At 61.8% G+C, this 16,678-nt stretch carries 17 protein-coding genes; 10 read left to right on the forward strand and 7 right to left on the reverse strand.

What is annotated here, in order from left to right; genetic code table 11:
* Window positions 1-68: 68 nt before the first annotated feature.
* From AC1Q61_RS06770 to AC1Q61_RS06790, 5 genes are all read left to right on the forward strand, one after another.
* Entirely contained in the window at window positions 69-1,475 is a 1,407-nt protein-coding gene (locus AC1Q61_RS06770) for an FAD-binding oxidoreductase (protein ID WP_042922911.1), read from the forward strand.
* Between the two features lie 14 nt (window positions 1,476-1,489).
* Window positions 1,490-2,131, forward strand: a complete 642-nt coding sequence (locus AC1Q61_RS06775; RefSeq protein ID WP_042922912.1) for a histidine phosphatase family protein — start codon at window positions 1,490-1,492, stop codon at window positions 2,129-2,131.
* The gene (locus tag AC1Q61_RS06780) at window positions 2,131-3,315 is read left to right on the forward strand and encodes a winged helix DNA-binding domain-containing protein (protein ID WP_215516180.1); all 1,185 of its coding nucleotides are present in this window, start codon (window positions 2,131-2,133) and stop codon (window positions 3,313-3,315) included. Before AC1Q61_RS06775 ends, AC1Q61_RS06780 begins: the two co-directional genes overlap by 1 nt.
* Window positions 3,316-3,448: 133 nt before the next feature.
* Window positions 3,449-4,924, forward strand: coding sequence for an aldehyde dehydrogenase family protein (locus tag AC1Q61_RS06785; RefSeq protein WP_042922984.1), 1,476 nt, complete (start codon window positions 3,449-3,451; stop codon window positions 4,922-4,924).
* On the forward strand, window positions 4,921-5,658 hold the full coding sequence (locus AC1Q61_RS06790) for an SDR family oxidoreductase (RefSeq protein WP_065351610.1): 738 nt from the start codon (window positions 4,921-4,923) through the stop codon (window positions 5,656-5,658). Before AC1Q61_RS06785 ends, AC1Q61_RS06790 begins: the two co-directional genes overlap by 4 nt.
* 82 nt (window positions 5,659-5,740) lie before the next feature.
* Here the strand turns inward: AC1Q61_RS06790 and AC1Q61_RS06795 are convergent, their stop codons facing one another.
* Window positions 5,741-6,382 (reverse strand): TetR/AcrR family transcriptional regulator, encoded by a 642-nt coding sequence (locus tag AC1Q61_RS06795; RefSeq protein WP_058038428.1) that lies wholly within the window; start codon window positions 6,380-6,382, stop codon window positions 5,741-5,743.
* 293 nt (window positions 6,383-6,675) lie between these two features.
* Between AC1Q61_RS06795 and AC1Q61_RS06800 the strand changes: the two genes are divergently transcribed.
* Window positions 6,676-8,025, forward strand: a complete 1,350-nt coding sequence (locus AC1Q61_RS06800; protein ID WP_042922988.1) for a lipase family protein — start codon at window positions 6,676-6,678, stop codon at window positions 8,023-8,025.
* A gap of 17 nt (window positions 8,026-8,042) precedes the next feature.
* Here the strand turns inward: AC1Q61_RS06800 and AC1Q61_RS06805 are convergent, their stop codons facing one another.
* The 5 genes from AC1Q61_RS06805 to fepB are packed head-to-tail and all read right to left on the reverse strand — an operon-like array spanning window position 8,043 to window position 12,874.
* Complete coding sequence (locus AC1Q61_RS06805; protein ID WP_042922913.1) at window positions 8,043-8,885, reverse strand: siderophore-interacting protein; 843 nt, start codon at window positions 8,883-8,885, stop codon at window positions 8,043-8,045.
* Between the two features lie 21 nt (window positions 8,886-8,906).
* Window positions 8,907-9,731 carry an ABC transporter ATP-binding protein gene (locus AC1Q61_RS06810; RefSeq protein WP_042922914.1) on the reverse strand — a complete coding sequence of 275 codons (825 nt, stop codon included), beginning with the start codon at window positions 9,729-9,731 and terminating at the stop codon, window positions 8,907-8,909.
* 26 nt (window positions 9,732-9,757) lie between these two features.
* Window positions 9,758-10,813: a FecCD family ABC transporter permease gene (locus AC1Q61_RS06815; RefSeq protein WP_215516181.1), complete on the reverse strand. Its 1,056-nt coding sequence runs from the start codon at window positions 10,811-10,813 to the stop codon at window positions 9,758-9,760.
* A complete protein-coding gene (locus AC1Q61_RS06820; RefSeq protein ID WP_116057672.1) occupies window positions 10,810-11,868 on the reverse strand; it encodes a FecCD family ABC transporter permease in 1,059 nt (352 codons plus the stop codon). The genes AC1Q61_RS06815 and AC1Q61_RS06820 overlap by 4 nt, the downstream gene beginning before the upstream one ends.
* Entirely contained in the window at window positions 11,861-12,874 is a 1,014-nt protein-coding gene (gene fepB / locus AC1Q61_RS06825) for a Fe2+-enterobactin ABC transporter substrate-binding protein (protein WP_030537421.1), read from the reverse strand. Before fepB ends, AC1Q61_RS06820 begins: the two co-directional genes overlap by 8 nt.
* A 105-nt stretch (window positions 12,875-12,979) precedes the next feature.
* Here fepB and AC1Q61_RS06830 point away from each other — a divergent pair, with 105 nt between their 5' ends.
* Complete coding sequence (locus AC1Q61_RS06830) at window positions 12,980-14,596, forward strand: AraC family transcriptional regulator (protein WP_042922915.1); 1,617 nt, start codon at window positions 12,980-12,982, stop codon at window positions 14,594-14,596.
* On the opposite strand, the gene AC1Q61_RS06835 is transcribed toward AC1Q61_RS06830, so the two are convergent.
* A complete protein-coding gene (locus tag AC1Q61_RS06835) occupies window positions 14,584-14,961 on the reverse strand; it encodes a VOC family protein (RefSeq protein ID WP_030537422.1) in 378 nt (125 codons plus the stop codon). The two genes, AC1Q61_RS06830 and AC1Q61_RS06835, sit on opposite strands and share 13 nt — an antisense overlap.
* A 100-nt stretch (window positions 14,962-15,061) precedes the next feature.
* Between AC1Q61_RS06835 and AC1Q61_RS06840 the strand changes: the two genes are divergently transcribed.
* The 3 genes from AC1Q61_RS06840 to AC1Q61_RS06850 all read left to right on the forward strand — a co-directional run bounded on the left by AC1Q61_RS06840 (window position 15,062) and on the right by AC1Q61_RS06850 (window position 16,672).
* Window positions 15,062-15,787 (forward strand): TetR/AcrR family transcriptional regulator, encoded by a 726-nt coding sequence (locus AC1Q61_RS06840; protein ID WP_007735703.1) that lies wholly within the window; start codon window positions 15,062-15,064, stop codon window positions 15,785-15,787.
* Window positions 15,784-16,221 carry a hypothetical protein gene (locus tag AC1Q61_RS06845; protein ID WP_007735701.1) on the forward strand — a complete coding sequence of 146 codons (438 nt, stop codon included), beginning with the start codon at window positions 15,784-15,786 and terminating at the stop codon, window positions 16,219-16,221. Before AC1Q61_RS06840 ends, AC1Q61_RS06845 begins: the two co-directional genes overlap by 4 nt.
* Window positions 16,222-16,309: 88 nt before the next feature.
* On the forward strand, window positions 16,310-16,672 hold the full coding sequence (locus AC1Q61_RS06850; RefSeq protein ID WP_225320185.1) for a hypothetical protein: 363 nt from the start codon (window positions 16,310-16,312) through the stop codon (window positions 16,670-16,672).
* The last annotated feature ends 6 nt before the right edge of the window (window positions 16,673-16,678 follow it).

A 16,678-nucleotide genomic window follows, 5' to 3' on the forward strand; every position in this document is an offset into this window, starting at 1 on the left:
GATCGAGTTCACGTTGATCCACCGTCTGTCTCCCGAAAATTGTCACCCGAACGATCACAAGGTTGCACATGAATCCCCGAGCACTCACTGAACCTGCAACAGACGCGAGGCTTATCGACGCCCTCGCAGAGATCGTCGGCCACACGCATGTCCTTACCGATCCCGAACTGATCGAGGGCTTCACACGTGACTGGACGGGACGTTGGATCGGCGACGCGATCGCGGTCATCCGCCCCGGCAACACCTCGGAAGTGTCTGCGGTTCTTCGAGCATGCTTCGACGCGGGGGTTCCCATCACACCGCAAGGCGGCAACACCGGACTGGTCGGTGGTGGGATCGCCTCGGCTGGGTCCGTGGTGCTGAGTACCAGACGTCTGGAGACGATCGAAGCCGTCGACCCCATCGGTCGGACAATCGCAGCCGGCGCCGGCGTGACCGTTGCTCGCGCCGACCTGGCCGCATCGGCACACGGTCTCCGCTTCGGAATCGATTTGGCATCAAAGGAATCCGCGACACTCGGCGGCATCGTCGCAACCAACGCCGGTGGGACGCGCATGGTCCGATATGGAAATACGCGCGCACAGATACTCGGTATCGAAGCCGTGCTCGCGGACGGTTCGGTACTGAGTAGATGGACTCCACTCGTCAAAGACAATGTCGGATACGACATTCCAGGACTTCTTGCCGGCAGCGAGGGAACGCTCGCAGTCATCACCAAGGTCCTGATGAAGCTGGTCACCCCGGCGACCGACACCCAGGTCGTGCTCGCGGGTGTGCGCGACGTCGATCAAGCGCTTCATTTGTGTAATCGCGTGCGTCAGAGCGGATTGACCGTCGAAGCCGCCGAAATCATGACTGACGACGGCATCTCCCTCGTCTGCGCACACACCGATGCCCGTCGCCCGTTCGGCACCCCTTCACCGATGTACACACTCATCGAGGTGTCATCACCGCGCGAAACGGAAGAGTCGCTCCTCGAAGTACTCTCCGACTCTGCCGACCTCATCGAGGACGCGACGGTCGAGCCTGGGCCGGCTCGAAAACTGTGGACTCTGCGAGAAAGCCATACCGAAAGCATCAGCGCGTCGTCGACGACGCCGGTAGTCAAGCTCGACATCTCCGTCCCCTTGTCCGTGATGGGAATGTTCATCGACAACCTCCGAGAAAGCCTGGCACAACGATTCCCCCTCGTGCGGCCAATCCTGTTCGGGCACTTCGCCGACGGAAACATTCATGTGAACCTTCTGGATGCCGAGCCGAGGGTCGCACACGAACTGACCGATATGGTGTTCCGACTCGTCGCCGCCCACCATGGAAGCATCAGCGCCGAGCACGGGATAGGCCGCGCGAAGTCGCCGTGGATATCGCTGGGGCGCACTGAAACCGACATCGCCGCAATGCAGTTGATCAAATCGTCCTGGGATCCCCGTGGAATCCTCAATCCTGGAATACTGTTGCCGGAAAAAGTCGGGTAAGCAAAAGGGGTCTCATGCAGGATCTTTACGTCGTCACTCATCCTCATGCCGAACACACAGCGCAGGACGTAGTCGGCGGTTGGCACAATTCGGTTCTCACCCCCGCTGGTCGGCGCGATGCAGGTTTGATCGCCGAAGCACTGAAACGACGACGCACCGGAACTTCGCGCGCGGTCCGCATCACCTCGTCCGACCTCGAACGGTGCACCGAGACATCCACGATCATCGCCCGGACACTCGATGCTCCGGCGACAACAGACACTCGATTGCGCGAAATCAGCTTCGGAGAAGCCGAAGGACGCCCGAACTCGTGGCTGGCCCAGCGGCAGGTCCCGGCCCCTGACAACAACCGCCTCGATCACCGTGGCCCCGTTGCCGGTGCCGAGACCCGCCGCGACATCGCAGCAAGGGTTCACGAATGCATGCGCGAACTGATGGACGATCTCGATCACGATCACATCGTCGTAACCCACGGCTTTGCACACACATTCGTCGTCTCCGCCTGGCTACAGATTCCCGTCGAAGCCGCAGGATTTGCGACCTTCGCGACCACCCTGGGTGCAATCACACATCTCCGACACGACGACTACTGGCGCAACCGAACCCTCGTGCAACTAGCTGATACGACGCACCTGGACTGTGGCACGATGGCCTGATGCGCCATGTCTCCGACGACGAACGCCGTGCTCGCATAGGAGTACGTCATGCGCTGGAGCCAATGTTTCACGTCGATTCGCCGGAAGCTGCCACGCGGGCGATGACGGTACTGCACGCCACCGAGTCAGCGACGGTCTATCTGTCTTGCTGGGCGAGGGTTCGGTCCGTGGACGCCGCCGACGTCGACCGCGCCCTGTACGACCAACGCAGTCTCGTGAAGCAATTGGCAATGCGCCGCACACTCTTCACCTTTCCCCGCGACTTGCTGCCGGCCGCGTGGTCGAGTGCGTCCGCCCGCGTCGCGAACACCGAGCGGGCACGAATGGCCAAGGATGTCGTCAAGGCCGGACTCGCCGTCGACGGCAACGACTGGCTCGATCGCGCACGGACGGAAGTGCTGAAGTTGCTCACCGATAGGCCTGAAGGGCTTTCAGCGGTAGAGATTCGTCAGGCCGTGCCGATGACAGACGTCAAGGTCGAGGGTTCGGCAGGTGAAATCTGGTCGGCACCCAGGGTTCTCACGCATCTCGGGGCGACCGCAGACATCATGCGCGGCACCAACACCGCCCGCTTCCCAGTCTCACGCCCACTGTGGACTCTCACTCGACACTGGCTCGACGACGCCCCCTTCGATCTCGAATCTGCAGACGGCTATCGAGAAATAGTCCGCCGTTGGCTCTACACCTTCGGACCGGGCACGGAAGACGACATCGTCTGGTGGCTGGGCTCGACGAAGACGGTCGTCCGGGCCGCCCTCGCCGAACTCGACGCCGTTGCAGTCTCACTCGACGGAGGCGACACCGGCTGGTTGCTACCCGATGACGTCGCCACGGTGCCTGATCCAGGTCCTTGGGTGGCACTCCTACCGGTGCTCGACCCGACGGTCATGGGGTGGAAGAACCGTGACTTCTACCTCGGCCCGCACCGCAACCAACTCTTCGACACCCGCGGTAATGCCGGCGCCACCGCTTGGGTCGACGGTCGCGTCGTGGGGTGCTGGATCCAAGACGAAACCGGTGTGGTGCACGTCCGATTGCTCGAGACCGTGTCAGCGTCTGCGCGACGTTCTCTCGATGCCGAGGCGGCGCGCCTCACCGAGTGGCTGGGCGGCGTCAGAATCGGCACGGGGTACGTCTCACGGGCTATGAAGCAGGCGGCTGAAATTGCTGGAGCCACGCCTTGACGATGTGACCAGAACACTGTTCTAGCTGTTCTTTCTGCTAACGCCATCCATGCGCGGCAAGGCAACCATCGACAAGTGTACGAAACGTACAGTACACTTCGAACTTCACCGATTGACCGATCTAGGAGGATCCATGGAAGGTCAAGCAGTTCGTGAATACGGTGCGTACATCGATGGAGCGTTCCGAGCCATCGGCACATCCACCTTCGAGGCGCGTGACGCCGCTTCCGGCGCTCTACTCGCCACACTGTCCCGATGCGGGGCAGAAGAAATCAATGATGCGGTCGAAGCCGCCAGGCGGGCATTTCCTGCATGGGCGAACCTGACCACTGAAGAACGATCCGCAAAAATCTTGCAGTTTGCCGCGCTCGTGGAGGATCGAACCGAAGAGCTTGCCCAACTCGAGTGCAGGGATACCGGGCGGCATATCAGGGAGATGCGAGAGGACTATCGAGCCGCCGTCTCACACCTGCGATACTTTGCGTCAATCTCGTTGGCCCACCATGGCTTCGGCCGCGAGTTGGCATCGGGATACCTGGTCGCGAAGCGAGTGCCATTGGGCGTATGCGGACAGATCATTCCCTGGAACGATCCCGTTGTGATGACGGCATTCAAGATTGCTCCCGCTCTCGCTGCCGGAAACACCGTCGTACTCAAACCTGATGAAAATGCCTGTGTTTCAGTCATGGAACTGGCGAGGATCGCCGCCGAAGTGTTCCCGAAAGGCGTTCTCAATGTTGTACCCGGCCTCGGCGAAGAGGCCGGCGCAGCCCTGATCGGTCATCCGAAAGTCAGCAAACTCGCTTTCACCGGGAGCACCGAAGTCGGCCGGCTGGTGGCACACGCCGCAGCATCCCGACTGATCTCGACCACTCTCGAACTCGGCGGCAAGAGTCCGAGCATCGTCTTTCCTGACATCGACGACGTCGATGCGGTAGTCGCAGACGCGACCTCCGGCGTCCTGATGTGCAACGGTCAATCCTGCTTAGCCGGAACACGTCTGTTCATCCACGAGGATATCTATGACGCCTTCGTGGAAAAACTCGTCGCCGCATTCCGATCGTTGCGAGTCGGGCCACCTCTGAGTGAAGACACCGAACTGAGTGGATTGATCCACAAGGAACATGCCAATCGTGTGATCTCGATGATCAATTCCGGAATCGAAGAAGGCGCACAGGTACTTACCGGCGGCAAACGAACGGTAGTGCCGGGATTCGAAGCCGGAAACTTCGTCGAACCGACAATTCTGGAGGTCACGAACTCGATGCGAATTGCGCAGGACGAAATCTTCGGACCTGTTTTGTGCGTCCTCAAGTGGAACAATTACGAGCAAGTGATCACAGAAGCCAACGACACTCCATACGGACTCGCTGCTGGGATCTATACCTCGAACCTGAAGAACGCCATGGAAACCGCGGACCGTCTCGATGCGGGCTGCGTCTGGATCAATCAGTACTTCAATCTGGGAGGCGGCGTCCCCTTCGGCGGATTCAAGGAAAGCGGTCTCGGGCGAGAGTTCTGCCTCGAGACGCTCAACGAATACACCCAACTCAAATCCATCACTGTCGCCACGTCGACGCCCACGACAAACCAAGGAAACACACATTGAATATCTCGGGAAATACCATCTTCATTGCCGGCGGAACCTCCGGTATCGGGCTCGCACTTGCAGTGGCATTGCAGAACGAGGGGAACAAGGTAATCATCGGTGGACGGCGATCCACTCTGCTGCAAGAGATCTCGAGCAAGCATCCGAAGATCAGTACCGTCGTCATCGACGTAGACGACCCGAAATCCATTCGAACGGCGTATGAATCCGTAACGGAGGACTTTCCCGATCTGAACGTCCTTGTGACGATGTCGGGAATCATGTACCCGGAGGACCTGAAGAACCCGGACTTCCTCGACGTCGCCGAACGAACGATCACGACGAACCTACTCGGGACTATTCGACTGGTCGGCCAGTTCATTCCGCATCTGTTGACGAAGCCGACCGCCACCATCGTCACTGTGTCATCCGCCGTCGGCTTCGTCCCACTTCCCATCACGCCCACGTACAACGCCACGAAAGCTGCCGTTCATCTCTTCACCGAGAGCATGCGCGTTCAACTCGCCGATACTTCGATCCAGTGCATCGAACTCATCCCACCGGGCGTCCGCACCACACTGATGAACCAGGAGAACTCGGAATCGGCTCTACCCCTTGATGATTACATCGAAGAAACCATTGCTCTACTGAAAGCTGACGACAACGCCACAGAGATTGTGGTCGAAGCGGCCAAGCCACTTCGTCGTGCCGAGATCAACGGTGAGTACCAGAACGTGCTGAAAATGCTCAGCTGACAGTGCCGAGTTGACACACATCGCGCAACGCTGGAGAGGGCAGTACCCTCTCCAGCACAAAGGATTTCAGCGAATATCCCCTTTAGACACCGTTCCGGAGTCCACGAACTGCATGATCGATGATCGAGCGCACCGTGTTGTCGTCGATACTCGCGTGCCCCACCAACATCCGGTAGATCAAGGGACCGAAGAAGAGATCGATCGCTTCCTCGATCTCGATGTCGTCGCGGAAGTATCCGGACTCAACACATCGTCGAATCAGTTCGGCGAAGCCGCGACGACGTTCGTCGAGGAAGAAGGTACGGAAGTATGCAGCCGTCGTCGGGTCGTTGGCACACGCGCCGACAAGTTCGGCAAAGATCGACCCGAGTGGACCTCGGTAGAACCTTCCGATGTCCTCGAGGTAATCGTTCAAATCGTCTTGCGCACTGTCGGTCTCCGGAAACGTCAAGTGCCGGGCCATGAGCACACCGAACGCTTCAGCGGCGATCGCCTGCCGCGACGGCCAGTGCCGATACAGCGTGACTTTGCTGACGCCCGATTGCTCGGAGATCGCATCGATGGTCGCCGCCTTCATTCCCCCGGATTTCAGAAGCGCTTCCGCTGACCGAAGGGCCTTCTCGTGGGCCGCCTCGCTACGTGCACCGCTCGGAGGAGTGAGCAGTCCAGCCTGGGCGCCGGCCGAGTCTCGAAACACGCCGTCATCGGGAGCGCGCTTACCCATGTCCACTCCTTCGTCCTTCAAGACCGTGCAGCACAGAACATTTCCCGGAATCGGACGACCCGGAACAGCCCAAGGCAGCAGCTCGTCGCGACAGCTACTAGTCGTATCGTACACATGGCATCCTGAGCAGAATTAGCAAGGCCACTTCAAAGATCTCAATCACATTGCGTCCATGCATGATTCAAACAACCAGCGCAAGCCTCTCGTTTATTACTCAAAAGTAAGATAGCGTGTGGTCGTCATCACACCAGCCCGTCAAGTACCGAGAGACATACGAAACCGAAGGGTCGATCGTGGCATCAAAGATTCTCTTTCAGGGAGCGGTGGCGCTGACAGCCATTGCACTCACAGGCATCACAGCACCTACTGTCGCCGCGCAACCGTCGGCGGATTCCTTCTATCAGTACGACGGTTCGGCACCGCTGTCGTCGTATCAGCCTGGGGCCGTGCTCAAAACGAGAACCTTGCCCTATCACGTCGTCAACATCCCCACCCCGCTGCAGGCCGTGCAGGTTCTCTACCGGTCGACCGACGCTCTCGGCCGGCCGTCTGCCAATGTCACCTCGATACTTCGACCGCCCAACGCCCAGCCGGACAAAGTCGTCTCGTTTCAGTCTGCTTACGACTCAATGAACCCAGAAGACGGGCCGTCACGAGCCATCGCGGGGGACACCCCGATCGGCAGCCTTACCGCCAGCGGGCGCAATGTCGCCTTCGGCGGGACTTTCGCTTCCGGCGAAGCCGTCATGTTCGGTCCTCTACTGGCGCTGGGCTACACCGTCGTCATTCCCGACACCGAGGGCCCGAACGCGGACTTCGCGGCAGGACCCGAATACGGAATGATGACTCTCGACTCCCTCCGTGCCGCTCGCAACACATCCGAGACAGGTATTTCCGACTCAGCCGAGATCGGTCTGATGGGATACTCGGGCGGAGCAATCGCCACCAACTGGGCGTCCATCCTCGCGCCGGACTACGCCCCGGACATCAACGAGGACCTGATCGGCGCCGCCCAGGGTGGTCTGTTGGTCAACCCGGCAAACAACCTCCGGTACGCAAACGGAAGCATCGGTTGGGCAGGCGTTGTCGGGATGGCGGTCGTCGGACTTGCCCGTGCCTACGACATAGATTTCGACCCGTATCTCGGCGATCGCGGACGCGAACTCCTACCTCGGATCGAGGATGCCTCGATCGGGAACGTCATCCTGCAGTACCCGGGGGTGACCTGGCAGGACCTTGCCAAACCAGAGTATGCGAACCCCAACTCGGTGCCCGAGTACGTCGACGTGGCCAACAAGATCAACATGGGCAACGCGCCGATACCCACCATCCCGATGTTCATCGCTCAAGCCGCAAACGGAGCCCTCGAGGGCACCCAGCCAGGTGGACCGGGCGTCGGCCCTGGCGACGGAGTCATGGTTGCCGGGGACGTCCGCTCACTCGCCACTCGCTATTGCGACGCAGGTTTGTCCATCCAGTACGACCAGTACGACACCATCAGTCACGTTCCGGGTGGCGCGCTGTGGCTCCCCGGCGCCATCACCTGGCTCAACGACCGTTTCAACGGAAATCAGTTGCCGAACAACTGCTCGAACATCGCACCGGGCAATTCCCTGGCGCCGGAAGAACACGCGGTGGGCTGACGAATCCAACAGTCGCATCAGATACCGATTGCCAGATCGTCGATGTCTGCGAGCGTGCCGCCGTTTTCGAGGATGCTCGTGTAGTTCCGAAGTCGGTTCTGATCTATCTCGGTAGTGCTGACCCCTCGCTTCCAGTACCCGAAGACAACTACATCGTCCTTCGCCAGGCCGACTGTCTTGCGGAAATGCGCTCGAATGGCTCGCATCTCGTCCCGTTCCCCGGCACCCCACACCGCGTAGTCTCCTGGGTTATCGAGTTCGACGGCGTACTCGGCGAGGCCATCTTCGACATGGTGCAGCTCGAGGCCGGGGATCACGGGTAGTTCCGCGAAAGCCTCGGCGTCACCGGTGGCGACCCAGCCGACGCCGGTCAGTCCCTCGGGCCACTGAAGCAGAATCGAATAGAGGGCAGGTATCGCGGTGTCGTCGGCGAACAGTGCGACGCGGCGACCAGCGATCTCGGGAACGAGGAAGTGCGGGCGAGGACCGGTGAGTGAGAACGTGTCACCCACACGCAGGTCGGCGGCCCACCTCATCATCGGGCTGGTGTGGCCGTGCAGCACTACGTCGAAGGTCATCGAACTGCTCGGCGCGTTGCAGGTGCGCACCGTGTAGACGCGAGAGACGTCGCCGTACTGCGGACCGAGCTGGATGCGAAATGCGACGTTGGGCCGCAACCAATTCGGGTCGTCCGCCGACGAAGTCAACTGGACGGCGATGCGCAAGATGCTCTCGGTCGGCCGTTCGACGCGTTCGACGACGGCAACCACGTCGTTGAGACCGCGGTCGTGGTCTTCTCCGCGTGGCGCCTTTGCCGACGCAGACGTTTCAGTTTCTTCAGGTCGAGATGCGGTAGTCATTGATATCTCCTGATCGGTGGTTCAGTTGTGGACGGGTAGCTGACTGACAGGTCTTCGATCACGCGGAACAACAAGTGGCCGTCCGGTTTCCGGGTCTTCGAGAACCAGCGCCTCGAGGTCGAAGACTTCGCGCAGTAACTCAGGGGTGAAGACGTCCGAGGCACTGCCCTGCATGACAATTTTTCCGGACCGCATGGCAACTACGTGCGTGGCATATCTGGCCGCGAGGTTCAGGTCGTGCAGGACCGCGACCAATGTTCGACCGGACTGGTGGAGTTGGGAACAGAGGTCGAGAACCTCGATCTGGTGGGCGATGTCGAGAAAGGTGGTCGGTTCGTCGAGCAACAACACCGGGGTGCGCTGCGCAAGCGTCATGGCGATCCATACCCGCTGACGTTGTCCCCCACTCAGCTCGTCCACCAATTGGTCTGCTGCATATCGCATTCCGACTTCATTCAGGGCCTCGGAGACAACATGCTCGTCTTCGGGTGACCACTGTCGCAGCATGCTCTGATACGGATATCGGCCGCGGGATACGAGGTCTGCGACACTGATCGCTCCAGGCCAGAGCGGGGACTGTGGCAACAGGGCGATTCGCCGGGCGACTTCTTTGGTTCGATGGGACCGAATATCGTTACCGTCGAGCACAACACGACCCGATCGAGGTGTCAGCATTCTGCCGAGCGCACGCAACAATGTCGACTTGCCACACCCGTTTGGTCCGACGACGACGGTGAACCCTCCATCGGGGATCTCGAGACTCAACTCGTCCACGATGGTTCGATCGGCGTACCGTAGTTCGATCTTCTCGGCGCGCAGCCGCGATGTTGGGGTGGCAGTAGTCATGAATCTCTTTCGTAGCGAGTTTTTTTTCAGGCCTGACGAGCGAGCAGCCAGATCAGATAGGCACCACCGAGCAGACTGGTGACGAGACCGACCGGAGTGCGGAGACCGACCTCGACCGCTTGCGCGATCAAGTCGGCGCCCGCCAGCAGAACTGCGCCGAGGAGGAAGGAAGTCGCGACAAGAACACCGCTGCGCCGTGCCAACCGTCGTGCGATCTGGGGAGCGGCGAGCGCCACAAATGCGATGGGGCCGGTGGCCGCGGTCGCCGCGCCGGTGAGCGCGACCGCAAGCAGAATGCCGGCAAATCGGTATCGCTCCACGGAGATCCCGAGCGAGGACGCTGCGTCGTCGCCCATCTCCATCATGGTGACGCGCCGGGACACCACGACGAGAGCAGGAACGAGAACACCGACGGCGATCGCAACACTGACCGCGTGTGGCCAACCGCGCCCGGTCAGCGAGCCGGCCGTCCACTGCTGCACAACGGTGGCGTCGTCGATATCCGCACGCACCATCAGGAACGACATCACGGCGCTCAGCATCGCGCCCACGCCGATACCGACCAGGACAAGTCGAAGACCGCCGCTGACGCCGTCTTTGCGTGCCAGCGCGTACACCAGAAGCGCCGTCAGCATGCCGCCGAGAACAGCGGCGCCCGCGGTCTGCAGTACCCCGCCTCCGAAGAAGACGATCTGAACCACGGCTGCAGTCGCAGCGCCGGTGGTGAAACCGATGATGTCCGGCGATCCGAGAACATTGCGCGAAAGCGTCTGGAAAACCGCGCCGGCCACACCGAGGCTTCCGCCCACGCCGATCGCCGTGATCAGCCGCGGCAGCCTGCGATTCTGGACGGACCGAACCGCCGCTGGGGCGCCTTCGCCGTGCAGGGCACGCCATACTTCGCCCAAGGACAGATCCAGGGTTCCATACATCAGCGTGGCAAACGAGAGCGCCGCCAATGCCGCACTGATTGTCACGGTTACGAACAGCACTCGCGGAACTATCCGCCACGAGTACGACCCGATTCGAACCACCCAACCGCGGAACAGCGGTGGAACCGGCTGTGCTGCAATCGCGTTCACAGCGACGCCACCCGCCGCGAGCGCACGAGCGCAACAAACAAGGGGCCACCGAGCACCGCCACGGCGATCCCCGTCTGCAGATCTCCCGGCGCTGTGGCAACGCGACCGAGAACGTCGGCCAAGAGCAGAAATGCCGGGGCGACAACGAGCACGCACGGCAGAAGAAATCGCAGATCCGGCCCGACGACACCGCGCACGATGTGCGGCGCAGCCAGGCCCACGAATCCGAGCGGTCCAGCCGCCGCAGTGGCGGCCCCTGCCAGCAGGATGACTGCGACAGCGGATCCGACCCGTGCGGGTCCGGTGCTGGCACCGAGCCCTTTGGCGACATCCTCGCCGAGCGCGATTGCGTTGAGTGGACGAATCAGCAACAACGACAGAATGATACCGACGATGACGAAGGGCAGAACAGTGACGATCACGTCTCCGCCGCGGCCTTGCAACGAACCCACTGCCCAAAATCGGAACTGATTGAATGCGGCCTCGTTACTGATGAGAACCATGCTGGTGAGAGCCGTGATCGCCGTCGCAACAGCGGCACCGGCAAGCGCCATGCGCGCTGGGGTCGCGGCGCTGCGATGCGCCGACCCCAACATGTACACACCTACCGAGGCAACGGCCGCGCCGGCAAGCGCGAACCACAGATAGCCGCCGACCGAAGTCACCCCCAGATAGGCAATCGCAATCACGACTGCTGCTGATGCTCCGGCGTTCACACCGAGTAGTCCCGGATCGGCCAGAGGGTTGCGGGTGATCGACTGCATCAGCGCGCCGGCCAGTCCGAGCGCGGCCCCGACCACAAGCCCGAGAATTGTTCGAGGCAAACGTGATTCGATCACAATCAGGTGCTCGTTGTTACCGGCGTCGTAGGAAAGAACTGCATCGAGGACAGTGGAGACGGGGATGTTGCGTGAGCCGATGACGAGTCCGCCGACGGATGCCAGCACGATTACAACGATGGAGACGAGGACCAACAACCCCGCACGCGCGGCCGTCCCGGACCGCAGTGGCGCTTCGGTCCGGGACTGCGCAGAAACGCCCACGCGGTCATCCACCGAACGTAGACACCAGCGACTCGACCGTCTGCTTTGCACTGAAGTAGTCGAGACGGAAGGCTGCCGTTCCCATCGCGTATACCCGATCACCCTTGACCGCAGGTTGATTCGCAAGGAGCGGGTCGGCCGCGAGTTGCTTCTCCACGTCCTTGGGCCCCATCGAGACGGCAAACAGCGTCTGCGCCCCGTCTAGTGCGGCAGACATGTTTTCGGAGCTGACGATCGCGACGCCGGAGGCACCCCGCTTGTCCGGAGCGACAAACTGCTCGGCGGGCTCGGCATAGGTGAAGCCGAGCGAGGCCAGCAGATTGCCCTGCGGGCTGTCGGCTCGGAACGTCCAGACACCGTCGGCACCCATGTAGACCAGTGCCGTCACCGGCTGCTCGGGAAGTTTGATCTTCGCGGCTTGGGTGGTGACCCAGCTGTCGTATTCGTCGACGGTTTTGGCGGCCTCGCTCTCGAGTCCGGTGACAGTCCCGAGCTGATCAGCGAGCTCCTCCCAGGAGCTGGCGCCGTAGTCGAGAAGAACAGTGGGTGCGATGTCGCTCAGCTGTGAGTAGGCATCGAGTGTCGAGTCGCCGCCGTTAGCGGAGCCGATGATCAGATCGGGCTCGAAGGTCTCGATCGCGTCGAGGTCCAGCTCGAGATTTCGGTAGAGCACCGCGACGCCACGATCAGCCGCCACGCCCGACCACTGGGAGAAAAACCCCTGGTCATCGGTCATTCCCGACGGCGTTGTCGCCGCACTCGCGACCACCGGCGCTCCGATCGCAAGCAGCGTGCCGGTCAACGACGGCGAGGTGGACACGATCCGAGTCGGCTTTGCAGTGATCTCGGTACTACGGCCGCCGTGATCGACGGTGCGCGGCCAGCCCTCGGTGGCCCCGGAGGTTTCCTGGGTGCCCTCGGTTCCGGTGTCACTACCTGACGAATTCGAGCAGCCGGCAAGAGCGAGGGCGACGACCGCGGCGAGTACTGCCGCCGCCGGGCGTAGAGATCTGCGCATGAGTATGTGGCTTTCTGAAGATACGAGAGTGCGCCGCTGCGAACACAGTCGGCAGAGGTAAAGTTAGCCATACTTAAGTCGCAAGGGTTGTCCAGGAGCGCCAACGTGTTACCACTATCGGGAAGGTCGGACGCAATCGACTTGTGGCCGATCCGCGCCTGCCGCACCGAGCCAAGCATCGGCCGCTCACCGCTGTTGTTCTGGGTTCTCGCAGGTAGTGGACGCGTCAGGACCGGATCGACCGTCTACGAGGTGCCGGCGGGCGAGTTGTTGTGGATCCCGGCGGGCGTGCGATATTCGATGGAGACGGACTCGGATTCCGTCGCGTTTCCCATCCTGCTTCCGCCCTCGAACGGCGTCAGCGCCGGGCCGGCTACCGTGACGCGTCTGCGCGTTCCGCCCGGATGGGAAGACAGACTGATCCACGAGTTCGTTCACAACCTGGGCTATCTGCGCGGCGACGCTGCACACCCGTCGTCCTTGTTCGAAATGATTACCCGGGCCGACGACGGGGCCACCTCGCTGCCGCAATTGCCGCAATCACGGGAAGCGTTCGAGATCGCGCACGCCCTGTTGCGAACACCTGGCACCGACGACACCGAGGCACAATTCGCGAAGCGTGCCGGGATCAGCATTCGAACGCTCCAGCGGTACTTCGTGGAAGAAACCGGCCTCACCTTCACGCGCTGGCGGCTACGAGCTCGGATCGCCGCGTCGTTGGAGTACCTGAAGCAGGACCGCGAGATCGGTTGGATTGCAAACGAAGTCGGCTTCGAAACGGGCAGCGGATTCACGCGTGCGTTCCGGTCCCAGATAGGAGAGAGCCCGAGCGACTATCGCCGCCGGGCCCTCTCCGGTCCAACCGATCGCAGCGTGGACACCGACAACGATCAAGCATTGGTCCGCATGCTCGCAGAGACCAGGCAGCCCGGGGAAACGGCGCCGCCGATACCGGCCAATGCGACGTGGCCGCGCGTCAACGGCGCCCACGTCGCCGTGTGGGTCTACCGAGGCCAAGCCCGGGTGGACGTCGCGGACCGCAGCTGGGAACTGCGCACCGGAGAGGCCATGATTCTTCCTGCAGGCGTCCTCAATACCGTCACGGTTCCGACTGGTTCACTGCTTCTGCCGCTCGGCTTCCGTTCCTCGAACGGGTCGACCGTATCTGCCGACGCCCTCGAGACCGTGCAGTTCTCCCCCGCTGACGAGTTGGCATTGCTGCACACTTTCGTCGCCGCCTACACGCCCTTGCGCCCGCGCGGCCACGACAGCGCCATGGCATTCGACATCATCGCCACCGGCCCTCTTGCACAACCGGTTTCGAACACCTCGCCCGCCGCTTCGATTGCCACACGACTGGCAGCGACGACCGCCGCCCGCCCGGCCGACCCTCGCACTCTGGACGAGTGGGCGCAAGAGTTCGGTACTGACGCGGCCAGGCTGCGCCGGGAGTTCCGTATCGAAACCGGCACCACGTATCCGCAGTGGCGATCGCTTTCACGGATGACCCAGGCACGCACCCAACTCCAACTCGGGGTTGCACCCGGCACGGTGTCGAGGAACCTGGGTTACGCGCACCTGCCCGCATTCAGCCGAGCGTTTCGCACTGCGCACGGGATCTCACCGCAGCGCTTCCAAGCCCAGTCCGTCGAACGCGCCCTCTGGTTACGTTCTGTGCCGCGCGCCGCGGAGCCGAGCGCTCGGGTTCTTCACACCCACTGAACGAGTTGCCACACGATTCCGTTGGCGTCGACGAACTGGCAGTAACGCTCACCCCACGGTTCCGTCTCCGGTTCGGTGACGACGGAGGCACCTTCAGCAGCGATGCGGGCGAACTCGGCGTCGACATCGTCGACCACGAATGCAATGAGCAAGCCTTGACCGGCCGGACCTGCGACGAAGTCGGGCTTGAACGTCCCGAGCCCGGTGCGCAGGAAGACCACGTTGACCCCGGCATCCGGATGATTCAGGGAAACGAAGCCGTCATCGGCCATGGCCTCGGTGAAACCGAAATGGGTTTTCGCGAAGTCTGCCGATGCGTCGGTGTCGGCGACGTTCAAGGACAGAGCAGTGCTGGTGATTTTCATCGTGGGCCTCCCATGATCGATAAACCTTATGCAGTGCATACAGTATGCACTGTATAAGGTATACCACCGTTGAGGTATTCCCGATTTCTGGAGACGACTGATGGCACGCGAACTGATCGACCTGCTCTGGCGCGATCACCCCCTCGCGCCGAAGGGTGGCACCCGCGGCCCGCGAGCGAAGGTCACCACCTCACAGGCGGTCGACGTCGCGATCTCCGTCGCGAATACCGACGGCCTCGACGCCGTGACGGTCCGCCGATTGGCCGCCGAACTCGGAATCTCGGGCATGGCGGTGTACACCCACGTCGGATCCCGCGACGATCTGCTGGTGCTCATGGTCGACGCCGTACACGGACACAGCCCACTCCTGCCGTACGGGAACATGACCTGGCGCCAACGTGTGCGTCGGGTCGCCGAGGAAGAACTTGCCCTCTATACGGAGCATTGGTGGCTCCTGGACATCTCCGATCAGCGCTCCGCGTTGGGTCCGGGAACTATCGCGAAGTACGACCACGAACTTCACGCCTTCGACGGCACGGGACTGAGCGACATCGACCGGGACTCCGCCCTGACATTTGTCGCCGACTTCGCCCGATCCTCGGCGCAAGCGCGGCGCCCTGACCCCCGAGCAGCCGACATGGCCGAGGTGTGGTCGTCCTGGAACCAGCGTCTGGCTGCTTATCTCGGCGACGACTTCCCGCTGGCGCAGCGAGTCGGAGGGGCGGCCGGCGAGGCCAAGAACTCCCCGTACAGCCCCGAGGCGGCCTGGGAGTTCGGGCTGGACCGGGTACTGGACGCCCTGGACGGCCTCATTCACATCGAATGACATTCCTGCAATTCGTGGGAGACAATGTGTCCGTGCAGCGTTTCGGTTGGTCTCGACGGTCCGACGGCGACCCTTCGGTGTTCGAACCGCGAGAGCTGTTGCACGCCTACGAGAATCGATCGACTCGAGAGGTACGAGATTCCGGCGAGCTTCTCATCGAGATTCCGCTGAGCGACGCGAGCATCGTCGAGATCACCGTTCTTGATGCCTCTGCGGGCTGGATCGACTCCCGCGTGCGAGGACTCTGCAGTTCCCTGGACAAGATCGACCGCCGGGCTCAACGCGTACTTCGAGGGGGATTCAGCATCGGCTGGATCGAACTCGAATCGGAGCGCCACGGCGTCATCGACTACTGGGAAAACGGGGTCAACAACGAATACCCCATCTCCATCGTGTGGAATGGAAACTCCTGGGAAGAAGCGGCAACCACCTAGCCTCGAAATCAGCGGAATACATCCGCGAAGACGGGGTAGACGAGTACATACCAGCGGCACATCGACTCAACTCCAGGCGTGGTGGACAATGTTTCTCAGCGACCAGTCAATTCGTCACCACACCCGCCGTTTCGGAGCAGCTCTGTCGCCTTCACACAAGTGGCCTCCGCCCACCGAAACACAGCGCATCGCACGCTGGAGTGAGCGGTCTGAGATGCTCGGCGCGCTGTCGGTACTCCTGTTCTGGGCTTTCGGCTTCGGCATCCTGCTGGGCGTCGGCGCGATCACAACAGGAATCTTCGCGCTCCGACGTCACCCGAAGAAGTCTGGCGGGCATCTGCTCTCGAATGCCCGCCAGCTGCCATGGGATGCAATAGTCGGCCTCTTCACCGGATTCATCGGTCTGGCACTGAGCGGCTGGTTCTTCGTGGTGGTCCTACCCAACATGTAGCCCTCT

The organism is Rhodococcus sp. MPR-R1B, from assembly GCF_058793255.1.